Source organism: Seonamhaeicola algicola, from assembly GCF_007997385.1.
In the GTDB taxonomy this organism is placed as follows: Bacteria; Bacteroidota; Bacteroidia; order Flavobacteriales; family Flavobacteriaceae; genus Seonamhaeicola; species Seonamhaeicola algicola.
In genome coordinates this window covers 536,732-557,339 of sequence record NZ_VOSC01000025.1, presented here as the reverse complement: position 1 = coordinate 557,339, position 20,608 = coordinate 536,732, and the positions used below count along the sequence as shown (strand labels likewise).

At 33.3% G+C, this 20,608-nt stretch carries 18 protein-coding genes; 9 read left to right on the top strand and 9 right to left on the bottom strand.

Annotated elements, in window-relative coordinates; genetic code table 11:
* The 9 genes from FUA26_RS11135 to FUA26_RS11095 all read right to left on the bottom strand — a co-directional run bounded on the left by FUA26_RS11135 (nucleotide 1) and on the right by FUA26_RS11095 (nucleotide 11,052).
* Nucleotides 1-882, bottom strand: coding sequence for a carbohydrate kinase family protein (locus tag FUA26_RS11135; protein ID WP_147135856.1), 882 nt, complete (start codon nucleotides 880-882; stop codon nucleotides 1-3).
* Nucleotides 883-891: 9 nt separating this feature from the next.
* Entirely contained in the window at nucleotides 892-2,166 is a 1,275-nt protein-coding gene (locus FUA26_RS11130) for a glycosyltransferase (RefSeq protein ID WP_147135853.1), read from the bottom strand.
* Between the two features lie 12 nt (nucleotides 2,167-2,178).
* Nucleotides 2,179-4,263, bottom strand: coding sequence for an HAD-IIB family hydrolase (locus tag FUA26_RS11125; protein WP_147135850.1), 2,085 nt, complete (start codon nucleotides 4,261-4,263; stop codon nucleotides 2,179-2,181).
* A 177-nt stretch (nucleotides 4,264-4,440) separates the two neighbouring features.
* A complete protein-coding gene (locus tag FUA26_RS11120) occupies nucleotides 4,441-5,901 on the bottom strand; it encodes a MoxR family ATPase (RefSeq protein ID WP_147135847.1) in 1,461 nt (486 codons plus the stop codon).
* Nucleotides 5,902-5,934: 33 nt separating this feature from the next.
* The gene (locus tag FUA26_RS11115) at nucleotides 5,935-7,062 is read right to left on the bottom strand and encodes a vWA domain-containing protein (RefSeq protein WP_147135844.1); all 1,128 of its coding nucleotides are present in this window, start codon (nucleotides 7,060-7,062) and stop codon (nucleotides 5,935-5,937) included.
* A gap of 89 nt (nucleotides 7,063-7,151) precedes the next feature.
* Nucleotides 7,152-7,829 (bottom strand): Crp/Fnr family transcriptional regulator, encoded by a 678-nt coding sequence (locus FUA26_RS11110; RefSeq protein WP_147135841.1) that lies wholly within the window; start codon nucleotides 7,827-7,829, stop codon nucleotides 7,152-7,154.
* A 32-nt stretch (nucleotides 7,830-7,861) separates the two neighbouring features.
* On the bottom strand, nucleotides 7,862-8,665 hold the full coding sequence (locus FUA26_RS11105; protein WP_147135838.1) for a universal stress protein: 804 nt from the start codon (nucleotides 8,663-8,665) through the stop codon (nucleotides 7,862-7,864).
* Between the two features lie 93 nt (nucleotides 8,666-8,758).
* A complete protein-coding gene (locus FUA26_RS11100; RefSeq protein ID WP_147135834.1) occupies nucleotides 8,759-9,808 on the bottom strand; it encodes a response regulator in 1,050 nt (349 codons plus the stop codon).
* Nucleotides 9,808-11,052 carry a PAS domain-containing sensor histidine kinase gene (locus tag FUA26_RS11095; RefSeq protein ID WP_186826905.1) on the bottom strand — a complete coding sequence of 415 codons (1,245 nt, stop codon included), beginning with the start codon at nucleotides 11,050-11,052 and terminating at the stop codon, nucleotides 9,808-9,810. The genes FUA26_RS11100 and FUA26_RS11095 overlap by 1 nt, the downstream gene beginning before the upstream one ends.
* Nucleotides 11,053-11,171: 119 nt before the next feature.
* On the opposite strand from FUA26_RS11095, the gene FUA26_RS11090 reads away from it, so the two are divergent.
* From FUA26_RS11090 to FUA26_RS11050, 9 genes are all read left to right on the top strand, one after another.
* Nucleotides 11,172-13,547 carry a heavy metal translocating P-type ATPase gene (locus FUA26_RS11090; RefSeq protein WP_147135831.1) on the top strand — a complete coding sequence of 792 codons (2,376 nt, stop codon included), beginning with the start codon at nucleotides 11,172-11,174 and terminating at the stop codon, nucleotides 13,545-13,547.
* Between the two features lie 287 nt (nucleotides 13,548-13,834).
* Nucleotides 13,835-14,023, top strand: coding sequence for a cbb3-type cytochrome oxidase assembly protein CcoS (gene ccoS / locus FUA26_RS11085; RefSeq protein ID WP_147135828.1), 189 nt, complete (start codon nucleotides 13,835-13,837; stop codon nucleotides 14,021-14,023).
* 9 nt (nucleotides 14,024-14,032) lie between these two features.
* On the top strand, nucleotides 14,033-16,231 hold the full coding sequence (gene ccoN / locus FUA26_RS11080) for a cytochrome-c oxidase, cbb3-type subunit I (protein WP_147135825.1): 2,199 nt from the start codon (nucleotides 14,033-14,035) through the stop codon (nucleotides 16,229-16,231).
* A gap of 6 nt (nucleotides 16,232-16,237) precedes the next feature.
* Complete coding sequence (locus FUA26_RS11075; protein ID WP_147135823.1) at nucleotides 16,238-16,426, top strand: CcoQ/FixQ family Cbb3-type cytochrome c oxidase assembly chaperone; 189 nt, start codon at nucleotides 16,238-16,240, stop codon at nucleotides 16,424-16,426.
* A complete protein-coding gene (locus FUA26_RS11070; RefSeq protein ID WP_147135820.1) occupies nucleotides 16,423-17,316 on the top strand; it encodes a cbb3-type cytochrome c oxidase N-terminal domain-containing protein in 894 nt (297 codons plus the stop codon). The genes FUA26_RS11075 and FUA26_RS11070 overlap by 4 nt, the downstream gene beginning before the upstream one ends.
* Before the next feature lie 74 nt (nucleotides 17,317-17,390).
* The gene (ccoG, locus tag FUA26_RS11065) at nucleotides 17,391-18,815 is read left to right on the top strand and encodes a cytochrome c oxidase accessory protein CcoG (RefSeq protein ID WP_147135817.1); all 1,425 of its coding nucleotides are present in this window, start codon (nucleotides 17,391-17,393) and stop codon (nucleotides 18,813-18,815) included.
* A 194-nt stretch (nucleotides 18,816-19,009) separates the two neighbouring features.
* A complete protein-coding gene (locus tag FUA26_RS11060) occupies nucleotides 19,010-19,456 on the top strand; it encodes a FixH family protein (protein WP_147135814.1) in 447 nt (148 codons plus the stop codon).
* A 1-nt stretch (nucleotide 19,457) separates the two neighbouring features.
* The gene (locus tag FUA26_RS11055) at nucleotides 19,458-20,159 is read left to right on the top strand and encodes a sulfite exporter TauE/SafE family protein (RefSeq protein WP_147135811.1); all 702 of its coding nucleotides are present in this window, start codon (nucleotides 19,458-19,460) and stop codon (nucleotides 20,157-20,159) included.
* A 62-nt stretch (nucleotides 20,160-20,221) separates the two neighbouring features.
* Nucleotides 20,222-20,608, top strand: a complete 387-nt coding sequence (locus tag FUA26_RS11050) for a hypothetical protein (RefSeq protein ID WP_222611760.1) — start codon at nucleotides 20,222-20,224, stop codon at nucleotides 20,606-20,608.

The following is a 20,608-nucleotide window of genomic DNA, read 5'->3' as shown; positions in this document are numbered from 1 at the left end:
TTAACCCATAAACTTTTCAATTTCACTCAAAGTTATTTTTGGGTTAGCTCCTTCTTTACTTGCAACTAATGCACCTACGGCACTTGCAAAATTAATAGCTTGTTGCTTATCATTACCCTGTAATAATTGACTAATTAATGATGCTAAAAATGAATCACCTGCGCCAACAGTATCTTTAACCCTTACTTTATATGTTTTACTGTAAAATATTTCGCTATTATAAAATAGCATAGCTCCTTTTGCTCCTAATGTTACGCAAATATGTTTTGTATTTGTTTCATTTGAAATAAATTTTACGGCATTCTCAACATTACTAAATTTACTACCATAAAGCTCACATATTTCAAAAAGTTCATCGTCATTAAACTTAATAAAGTTAGCTTTTTCCATTAAGGTTATTAAGGTACGCTTAGTATAATGAGGTGCACGTAAATTAACATCAAAAACATTATATGGAGACACGTCTAAAAGTTCAAATAAGGTTTTTCTAGATACACCATCTCTTGTAATTAAGCTGCCGTAAATAAAAGCGTTGGCATAATTTACAGCATCTGCCATAGCACTTAGTTTAACAATTTTATCCCATGCTTTTGGGTAAGTAATAGTATAACTAGCAGCGCCATCTTCATTTAAAGCAACAGCAACCTCTCCGGTGCCGTAATCTTTTTTTTGCTGAATTAAATCTGTGCTTATTTTATGCTTTTTCAAATATTTTAAAAGGTCTTTACCTAAATCATCTTTTCCAATGGCGCTAACCATTTTTACATCATGATTAAAAGATGATAACCTTAAAGCTACGTTTAGCGGTGCACCGCCTATTTTTTTGGTGTTATTTGGAAACACGTCCCAAAGTACTTCACCAAAACAAACAATTTTATGCATATTATAAAGTTAATAAATGTTTGTTTCCATGGTTTGCTGATTTATTGAATTTCTGAATACTTGTAGCATACGTTTGGCAATACCTGTCCATCCAAAATTTCTTCTTGCAAAACGTGCACCTTCAACTGATAGTTCGTTTCTTAAATTAGGGTAAAGCAAAGGCATTGAAAGCATAGCTCCAAATTCAACCGGTCTGTGCGGATCAGCAAAAAGTGCTTGGTTACCAAAATCTATTAAATCATACAACCCGCCATGAACCGTTATAACACTTGGCGTACCACAAGCCATGGCTTCAATGGCAACCATACCAAATGGTTCATACCGTGATGGCATTGCAAATATATTTGCAGAACGATATACGTTTGCTAAATCTTCATCAGCTATATAATTTTTCCATTTAATTTTATCTGCTACACCCAACTCTGCAGCTAGTGTTTTCAACTTTTTTATTCCTAATTTATCTTGTGCTGAGTCGCCCCCAACAGCCGCTACCAAACGTGCTTCAGGACATAACTCAAAAACTGTAGGTAGCGCTTTAATTAGCAAATCGTACCCTTTGTTATGGGCCATTCTACCCAAAGCTAAAATATCGGTTGGATGAATATCATATTTCACCCTTATTTTATCATTTTCTTTTGTTGGCACCGGAAAAAACCTGTTTTCATCAATTCCAGGAGGAATCATGGTGCAGTTTCGTGGTAACACATCATATTGTTGTGTTAATAAATCTACTTGTGGTAACGTTGTTGCCACAATATGGTTACACATTTGGTACACAAAATATTCTTTTCTAATACGCTCTTTAAAACGGTAGGTTTTTTCCATTTCTTTTTCATCCATATCACTACCCATGGTGTGTTGTTTCCACCAACCTAAAGAGTGCGGTGTATGTACATGTGATATACCCAATTCTTCAGCTATTTTTTGTCCTGCCCAACCTGCATCCCAGTAATGTGAATATACTATATCATACTTTTTACGTTCCTTTTTTATAGCTGCTAAAGTGTTAGTTACAAACTTTTTTAAATGGTCGTGCATGTCTTCTTTCCTAATGAATTCTTTACCTCCAAAAGGAATGCGCCAAACACTAAAATTTTCATCTACATGATCATATTCAGGTTGGTCTTCAAACTGGCGTGTAACTAAATCTACGTTTCTTCCTAGTCGGCTAAATCTATCAGCTAATTCAAGTACATAAACTACTTGTCCGCCAGTATCTGGTTTTCCTAGTTCTGGTGTTGCCGATACGTATCCGTGTAAAGAGATCATTAAAATTGATTTCATAATTATGTAGTTTTATTTTTTAATTAATTTTAAATCATGGCAAGCTGAAATGTATTGCGCTGCAGACCATGCTTGGTAGGCTTTACCCATTGGTTTTCCGGTAGTACCGTGTGCCCATTCAGTAAATTCCCATTCATTATTAATACCTTCTTTATTTATTAAAGCTAATTTGTATAACTCTGATATTGCTACATCTTTTAAACCTAATTTATTTACAAACTTTACCCAAAAACCACCCACAAATGGCCAAATGCCACCATTGTGATAATGATTTGGAAGGTTTAACAAGTTAACGGTGTAATAGGGCCTCCAATCTGGATCTCCGGGGCTTACAACAGGGTATACATTGGCCACCGGGTATGGATCATTAACTCCTACACCCAACATAAATTTGAAAGTTTGGTGAGCTTTTTCAGCATCAATAGTACCGTGTAAAAAAGCCAAAATATTACCAAGTGTATCACAACGCCAACTAAAATCAAATGGTGTAGTTTGAGCTATTAAATAAGAGGTGTCTCCTAGCGTAAATTGCTTTTCAGCAAAAGATACCGACTGAAATAATTGCTGTTGTGTTGATGGCCAAAAGTTTTGCAAAATTTCTTTTTTAATAACTTGAGACCAACGAATGTATTCACCTGCTTGCTCATGCTCACCTAACATTTCGAGCATACGCCCGTAACATACATTGGCTCTGTACCATAAAATTTCATCATATAAAATATTGTAGCTTCTACCAAAAAGATCTGTCCAGTCACCGGCTTCTGGTATTTCTAAAAGCGCATCATTATTACTGTCATGCGCACTTAACCAGCGCATGGTTTCTTTTATACCATCAATGTGTTCACGTAAAAAAACAATATCCTTGGTTACATTTACATACTCATAAAAGGCTATAATTACCCAAATACCACTGTCTATTGAACAGATACCGCCAACTCCAGAGTAATCTGGCACATTGTCTTTTATGCGAACATTTGAAGGTATTTGCCCGTTTCTTGAAATATGTTCAAATAGGGTTAACAGTGTTTGCCTTTGGCATTTATGAATTTCTTCATCATGAATTAAAGGCAGTGAACCAATTACAGTAATTGCTCCGTCTCTGGCCCAAACGCTATAGTAATTTTCATCTGTACCATGCGCAACGTTATCTTTTATTGAACAGGCTGAAAATCCTAAAGGTGTAATATTCTTTTTTAAAGCTTCAACTGCTTTTAGATAGCCTTCTTTAATTAGTGCTACTTTTTCATCTTCGTCTTCTAAAGCAATACTATCTAACTCTTTTTTTATAAAAAAATCATCACTATGATCAATTGCTGTAGCTACTTTTGCTTCATCAGGCAACACAGCAAAATGTATTAATCCTTCAATAACACCGTTTCCTTTTTCTTGTTCTGTGTGGTATACTTGCTTATGTTTTGTGTATTTATAAAGCTCTTCATGAGCGTTTGAAACCACAATACCTTTAACATTTTTTAAATCGAACATAGCCGAATCATTTCCACTATCGCCCGCCACAACAGTTTCATGTGTACTAATACTTAACTTTTTAAGCAACCACTGTAATGCATTGCCTTTATTAGCAAACTTTGGAAGAATATCTAAATATTTTTCTTGAGAATACACAACATTTACATGCATATCGGCATTGTAGAATTGCGCCTCTATATTTTCAATTAAATTAGCTGTAGCATTATGAAAAAAATAACTGCGTTTATATGCATGCTGAAACCTTGATGGTTGCTCACTTATTGGATGATTTACATTGTTTATTATAGTTTCAACAGATTGTAAATCCCATCCATCATCTAAAACATCATTAAATTCTTTTAATACACAATTGTTATTAAAATCGAAAATATGAGTACCTACTCCAGAAATTATATAGTCTGGTGGTGGTAAAACACCGCTTTCTATTAAATTTAAAACATCATCAATTAAACGCCCCGTATTGTATGTTAAAAGAATATTTTTTGGTTTATGTTTTAGCCAAACATTTTTAAAGTTGCTTTTATAGGTATGAAAATCTATTAAAGTATTATCAATATCAAAGGATAACAGCTTTATGTCATCTTGATTTTTAATGCCCTTTTCGCTCATAGAAAAATTTTATTTTTTATGCGTTTTTAAGTGATTTTTGATTAAAATAAGGCTAAAAACGAATAAAAACAAGCAAAAAAGGGCTATTTTAAGCTATTTTCAGAATGTAGCAAACCGATAGTTTTATGTTTGCTGATATGTGAAACTTTGTTGTTTTTTATTGCCAATTTAACAATACTAAATACCGCTAATAAAACTTCCGTAAGGATCTTTAAATTGTAAACCTTTTGAAAAACGTTTTTTACTAAGTTGCTTGTTTTCGGCAAGCGCCCAAAGCACAAATTCTTTCATAAAATACGTATCTTCTGGTTTTAAATTGGGCGTGTATTTAGCTAATAAATCATTTAAAGGAGATACGGCATCTAGTATATTTTGGTATTCCTTATTTCTTAAATCGTCTAATAACTCAAAACCTTCTGTTTGATTAAAAAACCAAGATACAATATCATCATAAGGTGTTTCTTCATTTTGCTTTTTTAGCTTCTCAATAGGCGGAAACATAGATTCAAACAAAGTTTTTACAGCAGCACCTATTAAACTATAAGCCACTACAGCAGCGCCTTCTTGCTCACCCTCATATACCAACTCAACTTTACCTGTTATAGATGGAATAACGCCTAAAAAATCAGTTAAACGCAGCATAGTATGCTCATCATTTGCTAATAAAGCGCGCCTTTCGGCAGTGCTTAATAAGTTTTCAAAAGCTGTAATACTTAAACGTGCACTTACACCAGATTTTGCATCAATATACTCGCTATTACGGGCTTCAAACACTATTTGCTCTAATAAATCTTTAGCTAATTCGGGTACATACACATTGTTTTTTTGACTTTCAACTAAGTTAGCTTCTTGTGCTGTAATGGTGCGTGCTGTTTCAATATCTTGCGGGTAGTGGGTTAAAATTTGCGACCCAATTCTATCTTTTAAAGGTGTTACAATACTACCTCTGTTTGTGTAATCTTCAGGGTTTGCTGTAAATAAAAATTGGATATCTAAAGGCAAACGTACTTTAAAACCTCTAATTTGAATATCGCCTTCTTGTAAAATATTAAAAAGTGCTACTTGAATTCTAGCTTGTAAATCGGGCAATTCATTAATTACAAATATGCAACGATTGGCTCTTGGAATCATGCCATAATGAATAACGCGATCATCAGCATAACTTAGTTTTAAGTTAGCGGCTTTAATTGGGTCTACATCTCCAATAATATCAGCTACAGTTACATCGGGTGTCGCTAATTTTTCGGCAAAACGTGCGCTTCTGTGTAACCAAGTAATTGGTGTGTTATTGCCTTTTTCTTTAATTAATTCAATGGCATATCTTGAAATTGGGTTTAAAGGGTCATCATTAATTTCAGAACCTTCAACCACAGGAATATATTCATCTAAAAGATTAAGCATTAAACGTGCTAAACGTGTTTTTGCTTGCCCACGCAACCCTAAAAGATTGATATTATGACGTGATAAAATGGCGCGTTCTAACTCTGGTATTACGGTGTTTTCATACCCGTGAACCCCAGTAAATGTGGTTTCTTTATTTTTTATTTTATGTATTAGGTTATCTCTTAACTCGTCTTTTATAGACTTAGACTGATATCCTGATTCTTTAAGTGCTTGTAATGTTTTAATATTTTCCATTTCTTTAGCTTTTGGTTATTAACGTTTTGTTAATTAGCCTTTTATTCTTTTTTTTCTGTTAGTTTCATAATCTTCAAAAATCATTTCACCTAAACCTTTAAGGCCTGTGTAAAATGCTTTCCCTTGGTTTGCATGTGTAAACTCACGTACAAATTGCATGAGGTAATTATCTTGAGCTATCATAAATGTTGTAATGGGAATGTGAAGTTTTCTGGCTTGTTGTGCCATCATGTAGCATTTATTAACAATATGCTCATCTAAACCCATACTATTTTTATAATATTGACCATCGGGTAAACGCAAGCAACTTGGTTTGCCATCGGTAATCATAAAAATTTGTTTGTTGGTGTTTCTTTTTCTTCTTAACAAATCCATTGCTAACTCTAAACCTGCAACAGTATTGGTGTGATATGGGCCAACTTTTAAATAAGGTAAATCTTTAATTTCAATTTGCCACGCATCATTACCAAACACTAAAATATCTAGAGTATCTTTAGGGTATCTGGTAGTTATTAATTCTGCTAAGGCCATGGCTACTTTTTTGGCAGGTGTTATGCGGTCTTCGCCATATAAAATCATGCTGTGGCTAATATCAATCATGAGCACAGTGCTCATTTGCGATTTGTGCAAGGTATCTTCAACCACCAAATCGTTTTCAGAAAGTGTAAAATCTGAAATACCATGATTTATTTGGGCGTTTTTTAAACTTTCAGTTATAGAAACTTTATCTAAAGCATCGCCAAATTGATAGCCTCTAAAATCGCCTGTGTGCTCATCGCCCATACCGGGTGCTTTACTTTTATGATTGCCTTGACCACTACGTTTTATTTTTCCAAAAATTTGATTTAGTGCTTGTTGCCTAATGGCGCGTTCAGTTTTTGCAGTTATGGCTAAACTACCATTACCGTTAGGATCTATTTCTTCTTTTAAATATCCTTTTTTCTTGAGGTCTTCAATAAAATCATCAACGGTATAATCTGGCGTAGTAAGCTTGTATTCTTTATCAAGCTCTCTCAACCAATCTATGGCTTCATCAAAATCGCCTGAAGTATGTGTTATTAACTCTTTAAATATTTCAAAAAGTTTATCAAACGGCGATTGATATGGCGCTTCATATGTTTTAAATATGAAGCCCTTTTTTATGGTTTTAGTGTGTTTCATAGCCCTATAAAATTACTACAATTTCATGTAACCTTTTATAAGGGCATATTATATTTATCTATAGTTTAACACAATTTTATTATTGTGAACTATTCAACGCGCTTTAAATCTTCAATATTTTCTATTTTTATGTATTTACCTGTTGTTGATATTAAGCCTTCTTTTTTAAATTGAGATAATACACGTATGGCAGACTCTGTTGCTGTACCAACAATATTAGCATAATCTTCACGCGATAAAAGTATGCTTAAAGTACCGTCATGATTTTGGCCAAAACTATCATGAATATAAATTAATGTTTCGGCTAAACGTTGTTTAACCGATTTTTGTGCCATGTTTACAATTACATCATCAGCCTCTTTTAAATCATTGGCCATATCTTTTAAAACATCTAGTGTAAATTTTGGGTTTTTCTGTAAATCGGCTAAAATTTCGCTTTTAGGTATAAAGCAAAGTTGCATATCATTTAATGCAATGGCTTTTAGGTTTGAGCGCTCTTCACTTACTACCGAGCGCTGCCCAAGTAAATCACCCTGCACCACCATTTTTACAATTTGATCTTTACCGTTTTCACTTAATTTGGTTAGTTTACAAATACCATCGCGTATGCAATACACACCGTTTAGCATATCGCCTTCTTCAAAAATAACATCGCCTTTTTTTACTGTTTTTGAAGTTTTACATGCCGAAATTCTAATTAATTCACTTTTTGTTAAAGATTTAAGCGAATTAAATTGCTTAATGATACATTGTTCACATTTGCCCATAATTTGTTATTTAAGTAAACTACCTGACGTTTTTAATGTAATACCAAAAAAGGAATATCTGTATAATACTTTATTTTTGGCATTTTTGGGTGAAACAAGATTTTTTCAAAATAACTTAGGTTTTTAGCCAACATGGTTATTAAATTAATTTGCCGTTTTTCAACAAAATCTTGCACCTGGTTTTCTATATGGTTGTTAGATAAGAAGTGAAAACTATGCTCATTAGTTCCTAAATACGCATCTAACAATTCTTTATTACGTTTTTGGTCTTCGTTTAAAACTGTAGTATCGTTTTTTATATGTAAAACCCTTGCTGAAGCTTTATTAGATTCAATAATTGCTGTAATGGCCTCTAAAGTTTTTGGAGAATACACCGAGAGAAAATCTGTTGGAAACGCTATTTCTGTTAACTGCGCGTATTTAGCATTTTCTGGCACTACAATAGTGGCACACCTAACTTTAGTTATTACATTTGATGCATTACTACCAATGGGTGTGTTTTTTGCTCCAGAATTTCCTCTGGTACCCATTACAATAAAATCTATTTGGTTTTGTTCTACTTGCTTGCGTACCGAACTTACTAAGTAACCTGCATCAATAACACTAAAAAATTTATGTTTTTTGTTGTTAGGTAACTGTTTGTATATTCTGTTTATAAGTAATTCTATTTGCTTTTTGCATGTTTCATGCTCATTAAAAGACGCCTTTGTATTTGGTCCATGGCAAACATGTAATACATAAAAATTGCAGGTTGATTTTTTAAAAAAATTAACCGCATATTCAACTGCATTCCAAGCATTATCAGAAAAATCTGTTGGTATTAAAATATTAGCCATTGCTTCTTTTTCCTTAATTTACAGGCACAAAGGTAGCGCTAAGGCTAAAATTGAAATATGACCAATATCAGAATTTGAGCTAACTAAAGGCTGCTATTCTATATTTTTTAACTCTTGAAGGTTTAATACTTTAATATTACGGCCTTCAATTTCAATAATTCCGGCATCTTTAAAACGTGATAACGTTCTAATTAAACTCTCGGTTGCAACACCTGCTACACTTGCCAAATCATTTCTTGAAATTCTAATAAAATCGGTTGGTTTACTACCTAATTTATCTGCAAACTTTAAGATGGTAGTAGCAGTTCTCTTTTTTACCGAACTGTATGCCATTTCTAGTAATTGATCTTTTACGTTTACCAAATCGTCATTTAAAAGTTGAATTAAATCTAAAGTAACATTATGGTTGCTACTTATAATTTCCATAAATTCATGTTTTGAAATACCTAGTAAAACCGACTCTTGTATGGCTGCTGCAGTTTCTTTGTAAGTAGTATTATCAGTAAATGATGTGTAACCAAACAAATCATCTTCTTTGTGTAATGCGGTGGTTAAATCTTTACCTTGGTCATCTAACTTATGGCATTTTACCAAACCTTTTTCTATTAAATAAATGTAGTTTGAATGCTGCCCTTCTTCATAAATAATTTCACCTTGCTTAAAGGTGAATGTTTTACCATTATCATCAAAAAAGTTTTTTAAATCGTTTAAATTTCTGATGTTTTGGTCATCATCATTGTCATTAAAATCATTTTCTCTGTTATCTTTTAAAATGGCAGCTTTAGCCAATCTACTTTCAATGGCACTAATTAACTCATCTTCATCAAAGGGTTTTGTTATGTAGTCATCGGCACCTAAATCCATACCCTTTCGCACATCTTTTCGCTCTGTTTTAGCCGATAAAAATATAAACGGAATGTGTTTAGTTTCTTCTGTTTTTGCCAACCCTTGTAATACACCATAACCATCTAATTCGGGCATCATAATATCACATACAATAATATCTGGCTGTATATTTAACGCAGTATTTAAGCCTATTTTACCGTTTGGTGCTGTGGTTACGTTATAGTTTGATAGCTCTAATAATTCGGCTGTATTTTCTCTTAAAATAACATCGTCTTCTATTAAAAGTATGTGTTTCATTAATTAGCTTTATTTGGTAGTTTTATAGTAAATGTGCTTCCTTTGTTTTCGGCGCTTTTAAAATGTATTGTGCCTCCTAAATTGTTTAAATGGCTTTTTACAATATTTAAGCCTATGCCGGTGCCTTGAATTAACAATGCGTTTTCAGACCTAAAATAACGATTAAAAATTTGTTTTTGGTCTTTTTCTGGTATGCCAATACCCTTGTCTGTAACCTTAAAAGTTGTTGTACTATTATCTTGACTAATATCAATTATAATTTCTGAATGCTCAGGAGAATATTTTATAGCATTATGCACCAAATTACTTAGTGCTAATTCTACTATTTTTTCATCTTGATGAAGTGCCAAACCATCAATATTTTCGGGGTATTTAATTGTTTGCCCTTCTTTTAAAAGCATATTGGCATTGTAAACAACCTCATCAACCACTTTAGTAAGCATAAAGTTTGCGTATTTGTATGATACTTTGCCAGTTTCTAGTTTTTCTATTGATAAAAAATCATTTAAAATATTATTTAAATAATGTACTTTATCTGTAATAGTTTTTATGTGTTTATCTCGCCTTTCTTGCTGTTCGGTTAATTTATATTTACTTAACAACATAGCCGAAGTTAAAATACCACTTAACGGTGTTTTAAACTCATGCGAAACCAACGATAAAAACTTAGTTTTCAATTCATTAAGTTCTTTTTCTTTTTTAAGCGCATCACTTATTTTATTTTGAGCCTCAATACGTTTTTGTATTTCAACATCACGCTTTTGATTGGCAATTTTAAGCTCTGTAACTGTGGCACTTAACTGTGCTGTTCTATCGGCTACTTTTTGCTCTAATTCATTATTTAACGCTTGTAATTCTTGTTCTTGTTTTTTTCTAACAGAAATATCAATAACCAGCGCCATTATGTAATCTTCGCCATTAATGTGTAGCGGGTTTAAACCAGCTTCAACCGGAAATGTACTACCGTTTTTACAAGCACCATACAAATCGCGCCCCTGCCCCATTTGACGCTTTTTTTGGCGTTTCATAAAACCTTCAACGTGTGCACCATGACCTGCCTTGTATTGCTTGGGTATTAACGTATCCAAATGTTTATTAATTAATTCGTTGTGGTTATAACCAAACATACTTTCGGCCGATTTGTTTGCAGCCACAATATGCTGTGTTTTATCAACTACAATTACGCCTTCTGAAACAGCTTCAAAAAGCACATTAAAAACATCTTTATCGTTTTGAAAAATCATTAAAAAAAATCAGTTAGTTACTTAGTAATGCGTTGTAAAAGTATGTAATTCATGACTAAAATCATATTTTAATTTAGCTTATCTGCCCAATTTTGCACTAGGTAAAATGAGCAAATATTATGGAACATAAAACGTGTTTCCACTGTGGATTAGATGCTACCAAGGCAAACATAACCTTTGATAACAAACCCTTTTGTTGCAATGGTTGTAAAACCGTTTATGAAATTTTTACGGTAAACAACTTAACGTGTTATTACGATTTACAAACGGCACCTGGCGCTACACCAAAAGAAGTTGCAGGCAAATACAACTTTTTAGAAAATACAAAAATTACTGAAAAGCTTTTAGAGTTTAATAGTGATAATGTGCATATTGTAAACCTATACATACCGCACATACATTGTAGCTCCTGTATTTGGATTTTAGAAAACCTAAATAAACTTAACAAAGCCATAAGCGCATCTACAGTAAATTTTGGTAAAAAAACAGTACGCATTTCATTTAACCCTAAAAAAACCACCCTTAAAGAACTTGTAATTTTACTAAGTAGCATTGGCTATGAACCTTACATAAGTTTAGAAGATTACAGTGTTGGAAAAAAGAAAACCAACCGTTCTTTAATTTACAAATTAGGTGTTGCTGGTTTTGCTTTTGGCAACGTAATGTTTTTATCGTTTCCAGAGTATTTTGAAGTTGGCGAATACTGGTTAGAACAGTACAAACATCTTTTCCGTTGGCTAATGTTTAGCTATAGTTTACCCGTTGTTTTTTATTCTGCACAAGATTATTTTATATCGGCATACAAAGGCTTACGCTCAAAAATTTTAAATATAGATGTGCCCATTGCACTAGGTGCCGCAGTGTTATTTATTAGAAGTACTACCGAAATTATTTTAGATATTGGCTCAGGCTTTTTTGATAGCTTAACCGGACTCATTTTCTTTTTGCTAGTTGGCAAGTTTTTTCAGGAAAAAACCTATACATTTTTATCATTTGAACGTGATTATAAATCGTATTTCCCTATAGGAATTACAAAAATTACTGCTGAAGGTAATGAAACATCTATTCAGGTTTATGATATAAAAAAAGGCGACCGATTACTTATAAGAAATGAAGAACTAATACCTGTAGATTGCATTTTAATTAAAGGAAACGCACGTATTGATTATAGTTTTGTAACTGGCGAATCTAAAGCTGTAAACAAAGCATCGGGCGATAAATTATTTGCGGGCGGCAAACAACTAAACGGCACTATTGAAGTTGATGTTTTAAAATCTGTTGAACAAAGTTATTTAACCCAATTATGGAGTAATGATGTGTTTAAAAAAGATAAAGCATCTGCATTTACAAGCTTAACCAATAGTATTAGTAAAAACTTTACCATTGCCATTTTACTTATTGCCATGGTAGCTACTAGTTATTGGCTTTTTGTTGATGCTAGTAAAGCTATAAATGTATTTACTGCCGTTTTAATAATTGCGTGTCCTTGCGCAATTGCATTATCGGCTCCGTTTACATTTGGCAATGTACTACGCATTTTAGGTAAAAAGAAATTCTACCTAAAAAATGCTAGTGTTATTGAACAACTTGCTAAAATTAACACCATTATTTTTGATAAAACAGGTACAATAACCTCAAACAAAAACACTGCTATTACTTATGAAGGCGCTACACTTAGTAAAGACGAAGAAAGCTTACTTAAAAGCACTTTACGTGGTTCTAACCACCCATTAAGCCGATCTTTATATGATATTTTAGACAATGAAAATATTATAACTCTAGATGATTTTAAAGAACACACCGGCAAAGGTATTGAGGCGCATTACAAAGCACAATCTATAAAAGTTGGTGCTGCTACATTTGTTGGGTTACAACCCTCTAAAAATAGTTTAAACACCGCTGTACACATAAGCACTAACAATAATTATAAAGGCAAATACACCTTTTATAATGCGTACAGAAAAGGAATGTCTAAACTTTTTAACCGACTTAAAAAAACATATGATTTAGCTATTTTATCGGGTGATAATGAAGGCGAAAAAAACAATCTAAAAAAGTTATTGCCTTCAAAAACCAAGTTACTATTTAACCAAAAACCCGAAGACAAACTAGAATACATAAAATACCACCAAAGTGAAGGTGCCAACGTATTAATGATTGGTGATGGTTTAAATGATGCTGGTGCATTAGCCCAAAGCAATGTTGGCATAGCTATTTCAGAAAATGTGAATATTTTCTCGCCAGCGTGCGATGCTATTTTAGATGCTTCAAAATTTAATCAGTTAGCAAATTATTTAAAGGTTGCAAAATTAGCCTTTAGTATTATTAAATGGAGTTTTGTGTTATCATTTATTTACAATTTTATTGGGTTATACTTTGCGGTTACAGGGCAATTAGCACCAGTAGTTGCCGCCATTTTAATGCCTTTAAGCTCTATTAGCATTGTGGTTTTTACCACTATTTGCACAAATATTATTGGTAGAAAACTGAAGTAAGAATAAAACTGTTTTAGCAAACAAGTGCGTTAGGGATTGTAATGGCATCCTTTTTTGTTTTTACAAATAAGCCGGCATTACGAGGAGGTACAACGAAGTAATATCATTGATTTAAAAGATTGCCACAGCACACAAAAACATGATAAGTAATAACACACAAAAAAGATATAATGGAAAGCCCGACCCAATTGGGGAACGCCCAAAAAAAGATACGGTAAGAAACATGACAAATGTCATTTTATAAAATAAAGGTTGAAGGTACTTTTGACCCATAACTTCAAATAGGTATGAGTGTTATATATGTTTTATTAGCTATAAGCGTAATTGTAGCTGTTGGTTTTTTTATAGCTTTCATTTTAGCCGTTAAAAGCGGACAATATGATGATAGCTACACACCTTCTGTTCGTATGCTTTTTGAAGATGAACTTATTAAAGATAAAATTGAAAAAACTGTACTAACCAAAAAAAAAGATTAAGAATTAAATATGGAAATGCAACAATTTCATTACGATAACAAAATCGTTACAAAGTTTATTTATGCCACAATAGTTTTTGGGGTTGTAGGTATGCTAGTTGGTTTACTGCTGGCATTTATGTTTTTGTTTCCAAACCTAACCGATGGTATTGCATGGCTTAGTTTTGGGCGCTTAAGGCCACTACACACCAATGCTGTTATTTTTGCGTTTGTGGGTAACGCCATGTTTGCGGGTATTTACTACTCATTACAACGCTTGCTTAAAACCCGTATGGCTAGTGATTTGTTAAGCAATATTAACTTTTGGGGTTGGCAACTTATTATAGTAGCTGCTGCCATATCATTGCCTTTAGGTTACAGCACATCAAAAGAATATGCCGAGTTAGAGTGGCCAATAGATATTGCCATTGCACTTATTTGGGTAGTTTTTGGTGTTAACATGATTTGGACAATTTTAAAACGTAGACAACGCCATTTATACGTAGCTATTTGGTTTTACATTGCCACATTTGTTACGGTTGCTGTTTTACATATTTTTAATAGTTTAGAGCTTCCTGTTGCATTTTCAAGTATGAAAAGCTACTCTGTGTATGCTGGTGTTCAAGATGCCTTAGTACAATGGTGGTACGGGCATAATGCTGTGGCTTTCTTTTTAACTACACCATTTTTAGGCTTAATGTATTACTTTGTACCTAAGGCCGCAAACAGACCTGTTTACTCATATAGGCTATCTATTGTACACTTTTGGTCGTTAATATTCATTTACATTTGGGCAGGACCACATCACTTATTATATACCGCTTTACCAGAATGGGCACAAAATTTAGGCGTAACATTTTCTGTAATGCTTTTAATGCCATCTTGGGGTGGTATGATAAATGGTTTATTAACCTTACGTGGCGCTTGGGATAAAGTTAGAACAGATCCTGTTTTAAAGTTTATGGTAGTAGCTATTACTGGCTATGGTATGGCAACGTTTGAAGGCCCTACATTATCACTTAAAAACGTAAACGCTATTGCCCACTTTACAGACTGGATTATTGCCCATGTACACGTTGGTGCTTTAGCCTGGAACGGCTTTATGGCTTTTGGTATAATTTACTATTTAATACCACGCTTATTTAAAACAAAACTACACTCTTTACCTTTAGCAAACTTACATTTTTGGCTAGGTACTTTAGGTATTATTATGTACGCATTACCTATGTATGTTGCTGGCTTTACCCAAGCTAGTATGTGGAAACAATTTAACCCTGATGGCACCTTAGTTTATGGTAACTTTTTAGAAACAGTTACCGAAATTATACCAATGTACTGGATGCGTGCCATTGGTGGCAGTATGTATGTTATTGGCTTACTAATTTTGGTTTACAATATTGCTGTTACAATTAAAAAAGGAAGTAAAGTTGAAGATGAGTTAGCCGAGGCTCCTGCGCTTGAACGCGTTACCAAAAAACGTACCGCTGGCGAAGGTTTCCATACGTGGTTAGAACGCAGACCAATACAATTAACAATTTTAGCAACAGTTGCTATTTTAATTGGTGGTATTATTCAAATTGTGCCAACTATTATGGTAAAATCTAACATACCAACTATTGCAAGTGTAAAACCATATACTCCTTTAGAATTAGAGGGAAGAGATATCTATATACGTGAAGGCTGTGTGGGTTGCCACTCACAAATGATTCGTCCGTTTAGAAGTGAAGTTGAACGCTATGGCGAATACAGTAAAGCAGGAGAATTTGTGTATGACCATCCGTTTTTATGGGGAAGCAAACGCACCGGACCAGATTTACATCGTATAGGCGGAAAATACTCTGACAACTGGCACTTTAACCACATGTATGATCCGCAAAGCACCTCATCTGGTTCTATTATGCCACGTTACCCTTGGTTAATTTCGGGGTCATCAAGTACGCTTGATAAATCGCAAACCGAAGCAAAAATGCAAACCATGGTGTCTTTAGGTGTACCTTACACAGATGAAGATATTGCCAATGCACAACAAAGCATGCTAGAACAAGGCAAGCAAATTGAAGAAAACCTATATGCTGATCCTGATTTTGCTAAAAATTACGAAGCAAACAAAAAGTATGCTGCTGAAAACGGCGAAGCTTTTGTTGAAATGCGTAATAGAGAAATTGTTGCTTTAATTGCCTACTTACAACGCTTAGGTACAGATATTAATGTTGAAACAGCTCAAAAATAATATATCATGTTAAAATTTGTAAAAAACCACATGGAGAGCATTACAGGTATAGAAATATACCCAATCATCTCTTTACTTATATTTTTCATCTTTTTTGTAGCGCTGTTTTGGTGGGTTGTAACTGCTAAAAAAGACTACATAAAAACTGTTAGTAATATGCCTTTAGACAACCAAAATAACAACAATATATCATGAGAAAATTAATGCCATCTTGGGTAAGAGTACCCATTGTATTCTTCATCATCTTTGGTGTTGTAGAATTTTTTATTGACTCTGGCAATAAACCTGCATTTATAGAATATCCGGTAGTACTACTATTTCTATTTCTAGTGCTTTTAATTTTAATTGCTATTGAAGCTATTGTTGGCGCTCTAGAAAATGTAATGCTTCAAAAAATGGATGAAGCTGCCAAAGCACGCTTTCTAGCCGATAAAGAAAAAACAGTTCAGTTTACTTGGTTTAAGAAACTATACAACAAATTATTAGACCAAAAACCTATTGAACAAGAAGGCGAAATAGTTTTAGATCATAATTATGACGGTATTAGAGAATTAGACAACAATTTACCGCCTTGGTGGTTGTATGGGTTTTACATTTCTATAGTGTTTGCAGCTATATACTTAGTAAGGTTTCACATGTTTGATGGCCCAGGGCAAATTGATGAATTACAAACCGAATTAGCCCAAGCTAAAATAGCTATTGATGAATATAAAAAAACAGCCAAAAATTTAGTTGATATTAACACTGTAACACTTTTAACAGATGTGGCCGATTTAAACGCTGGTAAAGCTATTTTTAACACCAACTGTGTTGCATGCCATATGGCCGATGGCGGAGGTGGTATTGGCCCTAACTTAACCGATGCACACTGGATTCTTGGTGGCGGCATTAAAAATGTTTTTAAAACAGTTTCTGAAGGTGGGCGCTCTGGTAAAGGTATGATTGCTTGGAAAACACAATTAAAACCTTTGCAAATTGCACAAGTTGCTAGCTACGTTTTAAGCTTACAAGGCACAACACCAGCAAACCCAAAACCTGCTGAAGGCGATGTATGGGTTGAAGAGAATATAAATATTGAAAACTAACATTATTACATAAACTAACTAATGTTAACTAAAACCTGCAAGTACTAGTACTTGCAGGTTTAAATAAAATTAAATTGGAAACACCCGAAAACGAAATATTTAGAGATTCTATTAGCACAATTACCAACGAAGGTAAACGCGCTTGGGTGTACCCTAAAAAACCAAGCGGTAAGTACTATGATAAAAGAAAACTTGTAAGCTACGGCCTATTAGCTTTTTTATTTTCTGCGCCTTTTATTAAAATAAACGGTAATCAATTTTTACTTTTTAATGTTTTAGAACGTAGGTTTAACATTTTTGGGTTTCCGTTTTGGCCACAAGATTTTCACTTATTTGTAATTTCAATGATAATTGGCGTGGTATTTATTACGCTATTTACGGTGGCTTTTGGTAGAATTTTTTGCGGGTGGATTTGCCCACAAACCATTTTTATGGAAATGGTTTTTAGACGTATTGAATACTGGATTGAAGGTGATAGAGGCAAACAAATACGCTTAAATAAACAACCTTGGAATGCCGAAAAAATAAGAAAAAAAGGTCTTAAACTTATTATATTTTTAATCATTTCATTTTTAATTGCTAACATTTTTTTAGCCTATTTAATTGGAAGCGATAAACTTTTACAATACATAAGTGATGGCCCTTTTAGCCACATAGGCACCCTTATTCCCTTAGCTATTTTCACGGCTGTTTTTTACTTTATTTTTGCTTGGTTTAGAGAACAAGTTTGTGTAATTGCTTGCCCTTACGGAAGGCTACAAGGTGTACTTTTAGACACAAAATCTGTGGTGGTTGCTTATGATTATAAACGTGGTGAAGGCACTAACGGTAGAAAAAAATTTAGAAAAAATGAAGATAGAAATACTTTAGGCCATGGTGATTGTATTGACTGTTTTCAGTGTGTAAACGTTTGCCCTACAGGTATTGATATTAGAAATGGCACACAACTAGAGTGCGTAAATTGTACTGCTTGCATTGATGAATGCGACCATATTATGGAAAGCATTAATTTACCAAAAGGATTGATACGATACGCCAGCGAAGAAAACATTAAAACCAACAAACCTTTTAAGCTAACTGCCAGAATGAAAGGCTATGTTGCTGTACTAACCATTTTAATTGGTATTTTAACGGGTATGTTGTTTTTAAGAAACGAGGTTGAAGCCAATGTTTTAAGGCTACCAGGGCAACTTTATGAACATAAAGACAATAACATTATTAGTAATGTATTTACCTATAAATTGGTAAATAAAACCACCAAAACTATAGATAATGTGTCGCTTAAACTATTATCACACAAAGGTGATTTAAAATTAGTATCAACAACTAATGTGTTTACAGTACCAAAACAAGGTATTGCTGAAGGCACTCTATTTATTGAAATTAATAATGCTGCTTTAAGCGGCGATAGAAATAAAATTAAAATTGGTGTTTTTGCCAATGATACACTTATTGAAACTTGTACGGCTAATTTTTTAGGCCCTAGAAGTTATAAGTAGGTTACCAATGACAGGTGACATATGGCAGAAATTATAAAAACAGAAGTTAGCAAATTAGCGCATTAGGGATTGAGGCATTTGTTGGAGCTCTCTTGAAAAGAAGCGACTGCCGAAAGCCCGACCCTTTAGGGGAATGCCCTAAAAATTAAAAACTAAATCTTGAAATAACTTCAAGATTATAAAATACAAATATTATGAAACTAAATTGGGGAACCGGTATTGTAATTGCTTTTATTGGCTTTATTGCCTTTATTATGTACTTTATTATTACCATGAGTGTGAATGCTAATTATGATCATGATTTGGTGGTTGAAAATTATTATGCCGAAGAATTAGCATACCAAACGGATATTAACAAGCTTAAAAATGCTAAAAAATTAAACACCAATATTACTGTTACTCGCACCAATGAAGGGTTAAAAATTGTGTTTCCTAATGATTTAGATTTTAAAAAAATTACTGGAAAAGTGTTCCTATACAGGCCATCTAACAAACAACTAGATTATGAAAGTACCATTTCATTATCTAATACACATTTGCTCATACCTGACTCACGTTTGATAGATGGCCGTTGGAACATTAAAATTGATTGGCAATATAACGGAATGTCTTATTTGTTTAAAGAGTCTATAATTTATTAACATGTTAGCCGCTGCATTTGTTTTGGGTATTTTGGGTAGTTTTCACTGTATTGGTATGTGCGGGCCAATTGCCTTTATGCTTCCTGTTGATAGAACAAGTGCTTTAAAAAAAACACTACAAATTACAGCTTACCATTTTGGCAGATTACTGGCTTACAGCCTTATTGGCTTACTTTTTGGGCTTGTAGGCAAAAGCTTTTATCTGTTTGGTTTTCAGCAACAAATTTCAATAATTATTGGTATTGTAATGATTGTTATTGTTTTAATACCGCAGCAAAAACTAAATAATTTTGGCATTACCAAACCTATTTACAAAGTTATTGCAAAACTTAAAGGCGCTTTAGGTGCTTCGCTTAAAAAAAAATCGGCCGATACGTTTTTAACTATTGGTTTTTTAAATGGCTTTTTACCTTGTGGTTTGGTTTACATGGCAGTTTTTGGCGCTATTTCTGGCGGCAATGCACTAAATGGCAGTTTATACATGCTTGTTTTTGGTGTTGGCACCATACCATTAATGACCACTGTTATTTATGCAAGTAATTTTTTTAAAGGCAACATTAGGCAAAAAATACAAAAAGCTATTCCGGTTTTTGTTGTAATAATTGGCGCGTTATTTATTTTAAGAGGCTTAGGCCTTGGTATTCCTTACCTATCGCCTGCACCGGTTTATGATGTTGTAAACAGCAGTATTGATTGCCATTAGCTGCACTCTTAAATTAATCTTAAAATTATAAATAACTTTAAAAAGTGTTTTATTTTTGAAATATGCTTTCAAAATTAAAAAATAGCACTTTAACAAAGTATATTTGGGGTTTTATGGGCTTGTATTTATTAAACATTTGTGTTGATACTGCAGACCCAAATCCGCAATATATTGCTGAAGACCTTACTTTTAATGACCAAGAAAGTATTATTGAAATTATTGTTGAAAAAGTTTTAGGTTTTGAAGATGCTATTGATGAATATGATGATTGTGATACCGAAGATTACAACAATAAAAAACAGGTGAAAATTAATATTTTAATTAATAATTTATCCTCTAAAAACACCACTACCCTTTTTTCTTTAAAAAAAGAAAAACTGTTTATAAACCACAAAGGTTCAGTTTTAATTGGTTTTAAAGAAATTGATAGTCCGCCACCACAAGTTTAA

Bases quoted from the DNA above. Each gene is read 5' to 3' on its own strand.
- FUA26_RS11105 (WP_147135838.1), bottom strand. From the start codon at position 8,665: ATGGCTAATATTTTAATACCAACAGATTTTTCTGATAATGCTTGGAAT.
- FUA26_RS11095 (WP_186826905.1), bottom strand. From the start codon at position 11,052: ATGATTTTTCAAAACGATAAAGATGTTTTTAATGTGCTTTTTGAAGCT.
- FUA26_RS11100 (WP_147135834.1), bottom strand. From the start codon at position 9,808: ATGAAACACATACTTTTAATAGAAGACGATGTTATTTTAAGAGAAAAT.
- FUA26_RS11050 (WP_222611760.1), top strand. From the start codon at position 20,222: ATGCTTTCAAAATTAAAAAATAGCACTTTAACAAAGTATATTTGGGGT.
- FUA26_RS11115 (WP_147135844.1), bottom strand. From the start codon at position 7,062: ATGAAACACACTAAAACCATAAAAAAGGGCTTCATATTTAAAACATAT.
- FUA26_RS11130 (WP_147135853.1), bottom strand. From the start codon at position 2,166: ATGAAATCAATTTTAATGATCTCTTTACACGGATACGTATCGGCAACA.
- FUA26_RS11125 (WP_147135850.1), bottom strand. From the start codon at position 4,263: ATGAGCGAAAAGGGCATTAAAAATCAAGATGACATAAAGCTGTTATCC.
- FUA26_RS11070 (WP_147135820.1), top strand. From the start codon at position 16,423: ATGAGAAAATTAATGCCATCTTGGGTAAGAGTACCCATTGTATTCTTC.
- FUA26_RS11060 (WP_147135814.1), top strand. From the start codon at position 19,010: ATGAAACTAAATTGGGGAACCGGTATTGTAATTGCTTTTATTGGCTTT.
- ccoS (WP_147135828.1), top strand. From the start codon at position 13,835: ATGAGTGTTATATATGTTTTATTAGCTATAAGCGTAATTGTAGCTGTT.
- FUA26_RS11110 (WP_147135841.1), bottom strand. From the start codon at position 7,829: ATGGGCAAATGTGAACAATGTATCATTAAGCAATTTAATTCGCTTAAA.
- FUA26_RS11120 (WP_147135847.1), bottom strand. From the start codon at position 5,901: ATGGAAAATATTAAAACATTACAAGCACTTAAAGAATCAGGATATCAG.
- FUA26_RS11055 (WP_147135811.1), top strand. From the start codon at position 19,458: ATGTTAGCCGCTGCATTTGTTTTGGGTATTTTGGGTAGTTTTCACTGT.
- FUA26_RS11090 (WP_147135831.1), top strand. From the start codon at position 11,172: ATGGAACATAAAACGTGTTTCCACTGTGGATTAGATGCTACCAAGGCA.
- FUA26_RS11135 (WP_147135856.1), bottom strand. From the start codon at position 882: ATGCATAAAATTGTTTGTTTTGGTGAAGTACTTTGGGACGTGTTTCCA.
- FUA26_RS11075 (WP_147135823.1), top strand. From the start codon at position 16,238: ATGTTAAAATTTGTAAAAAACCACATGGAGAGCATTACAGGTATAGAA.
- ccoN (WP_147135825.1), top strand. From the start codon at position 14,033: ATGGAAATGCAACAATTTCATTACGATAACAAAATCGTTACAAAGTTT.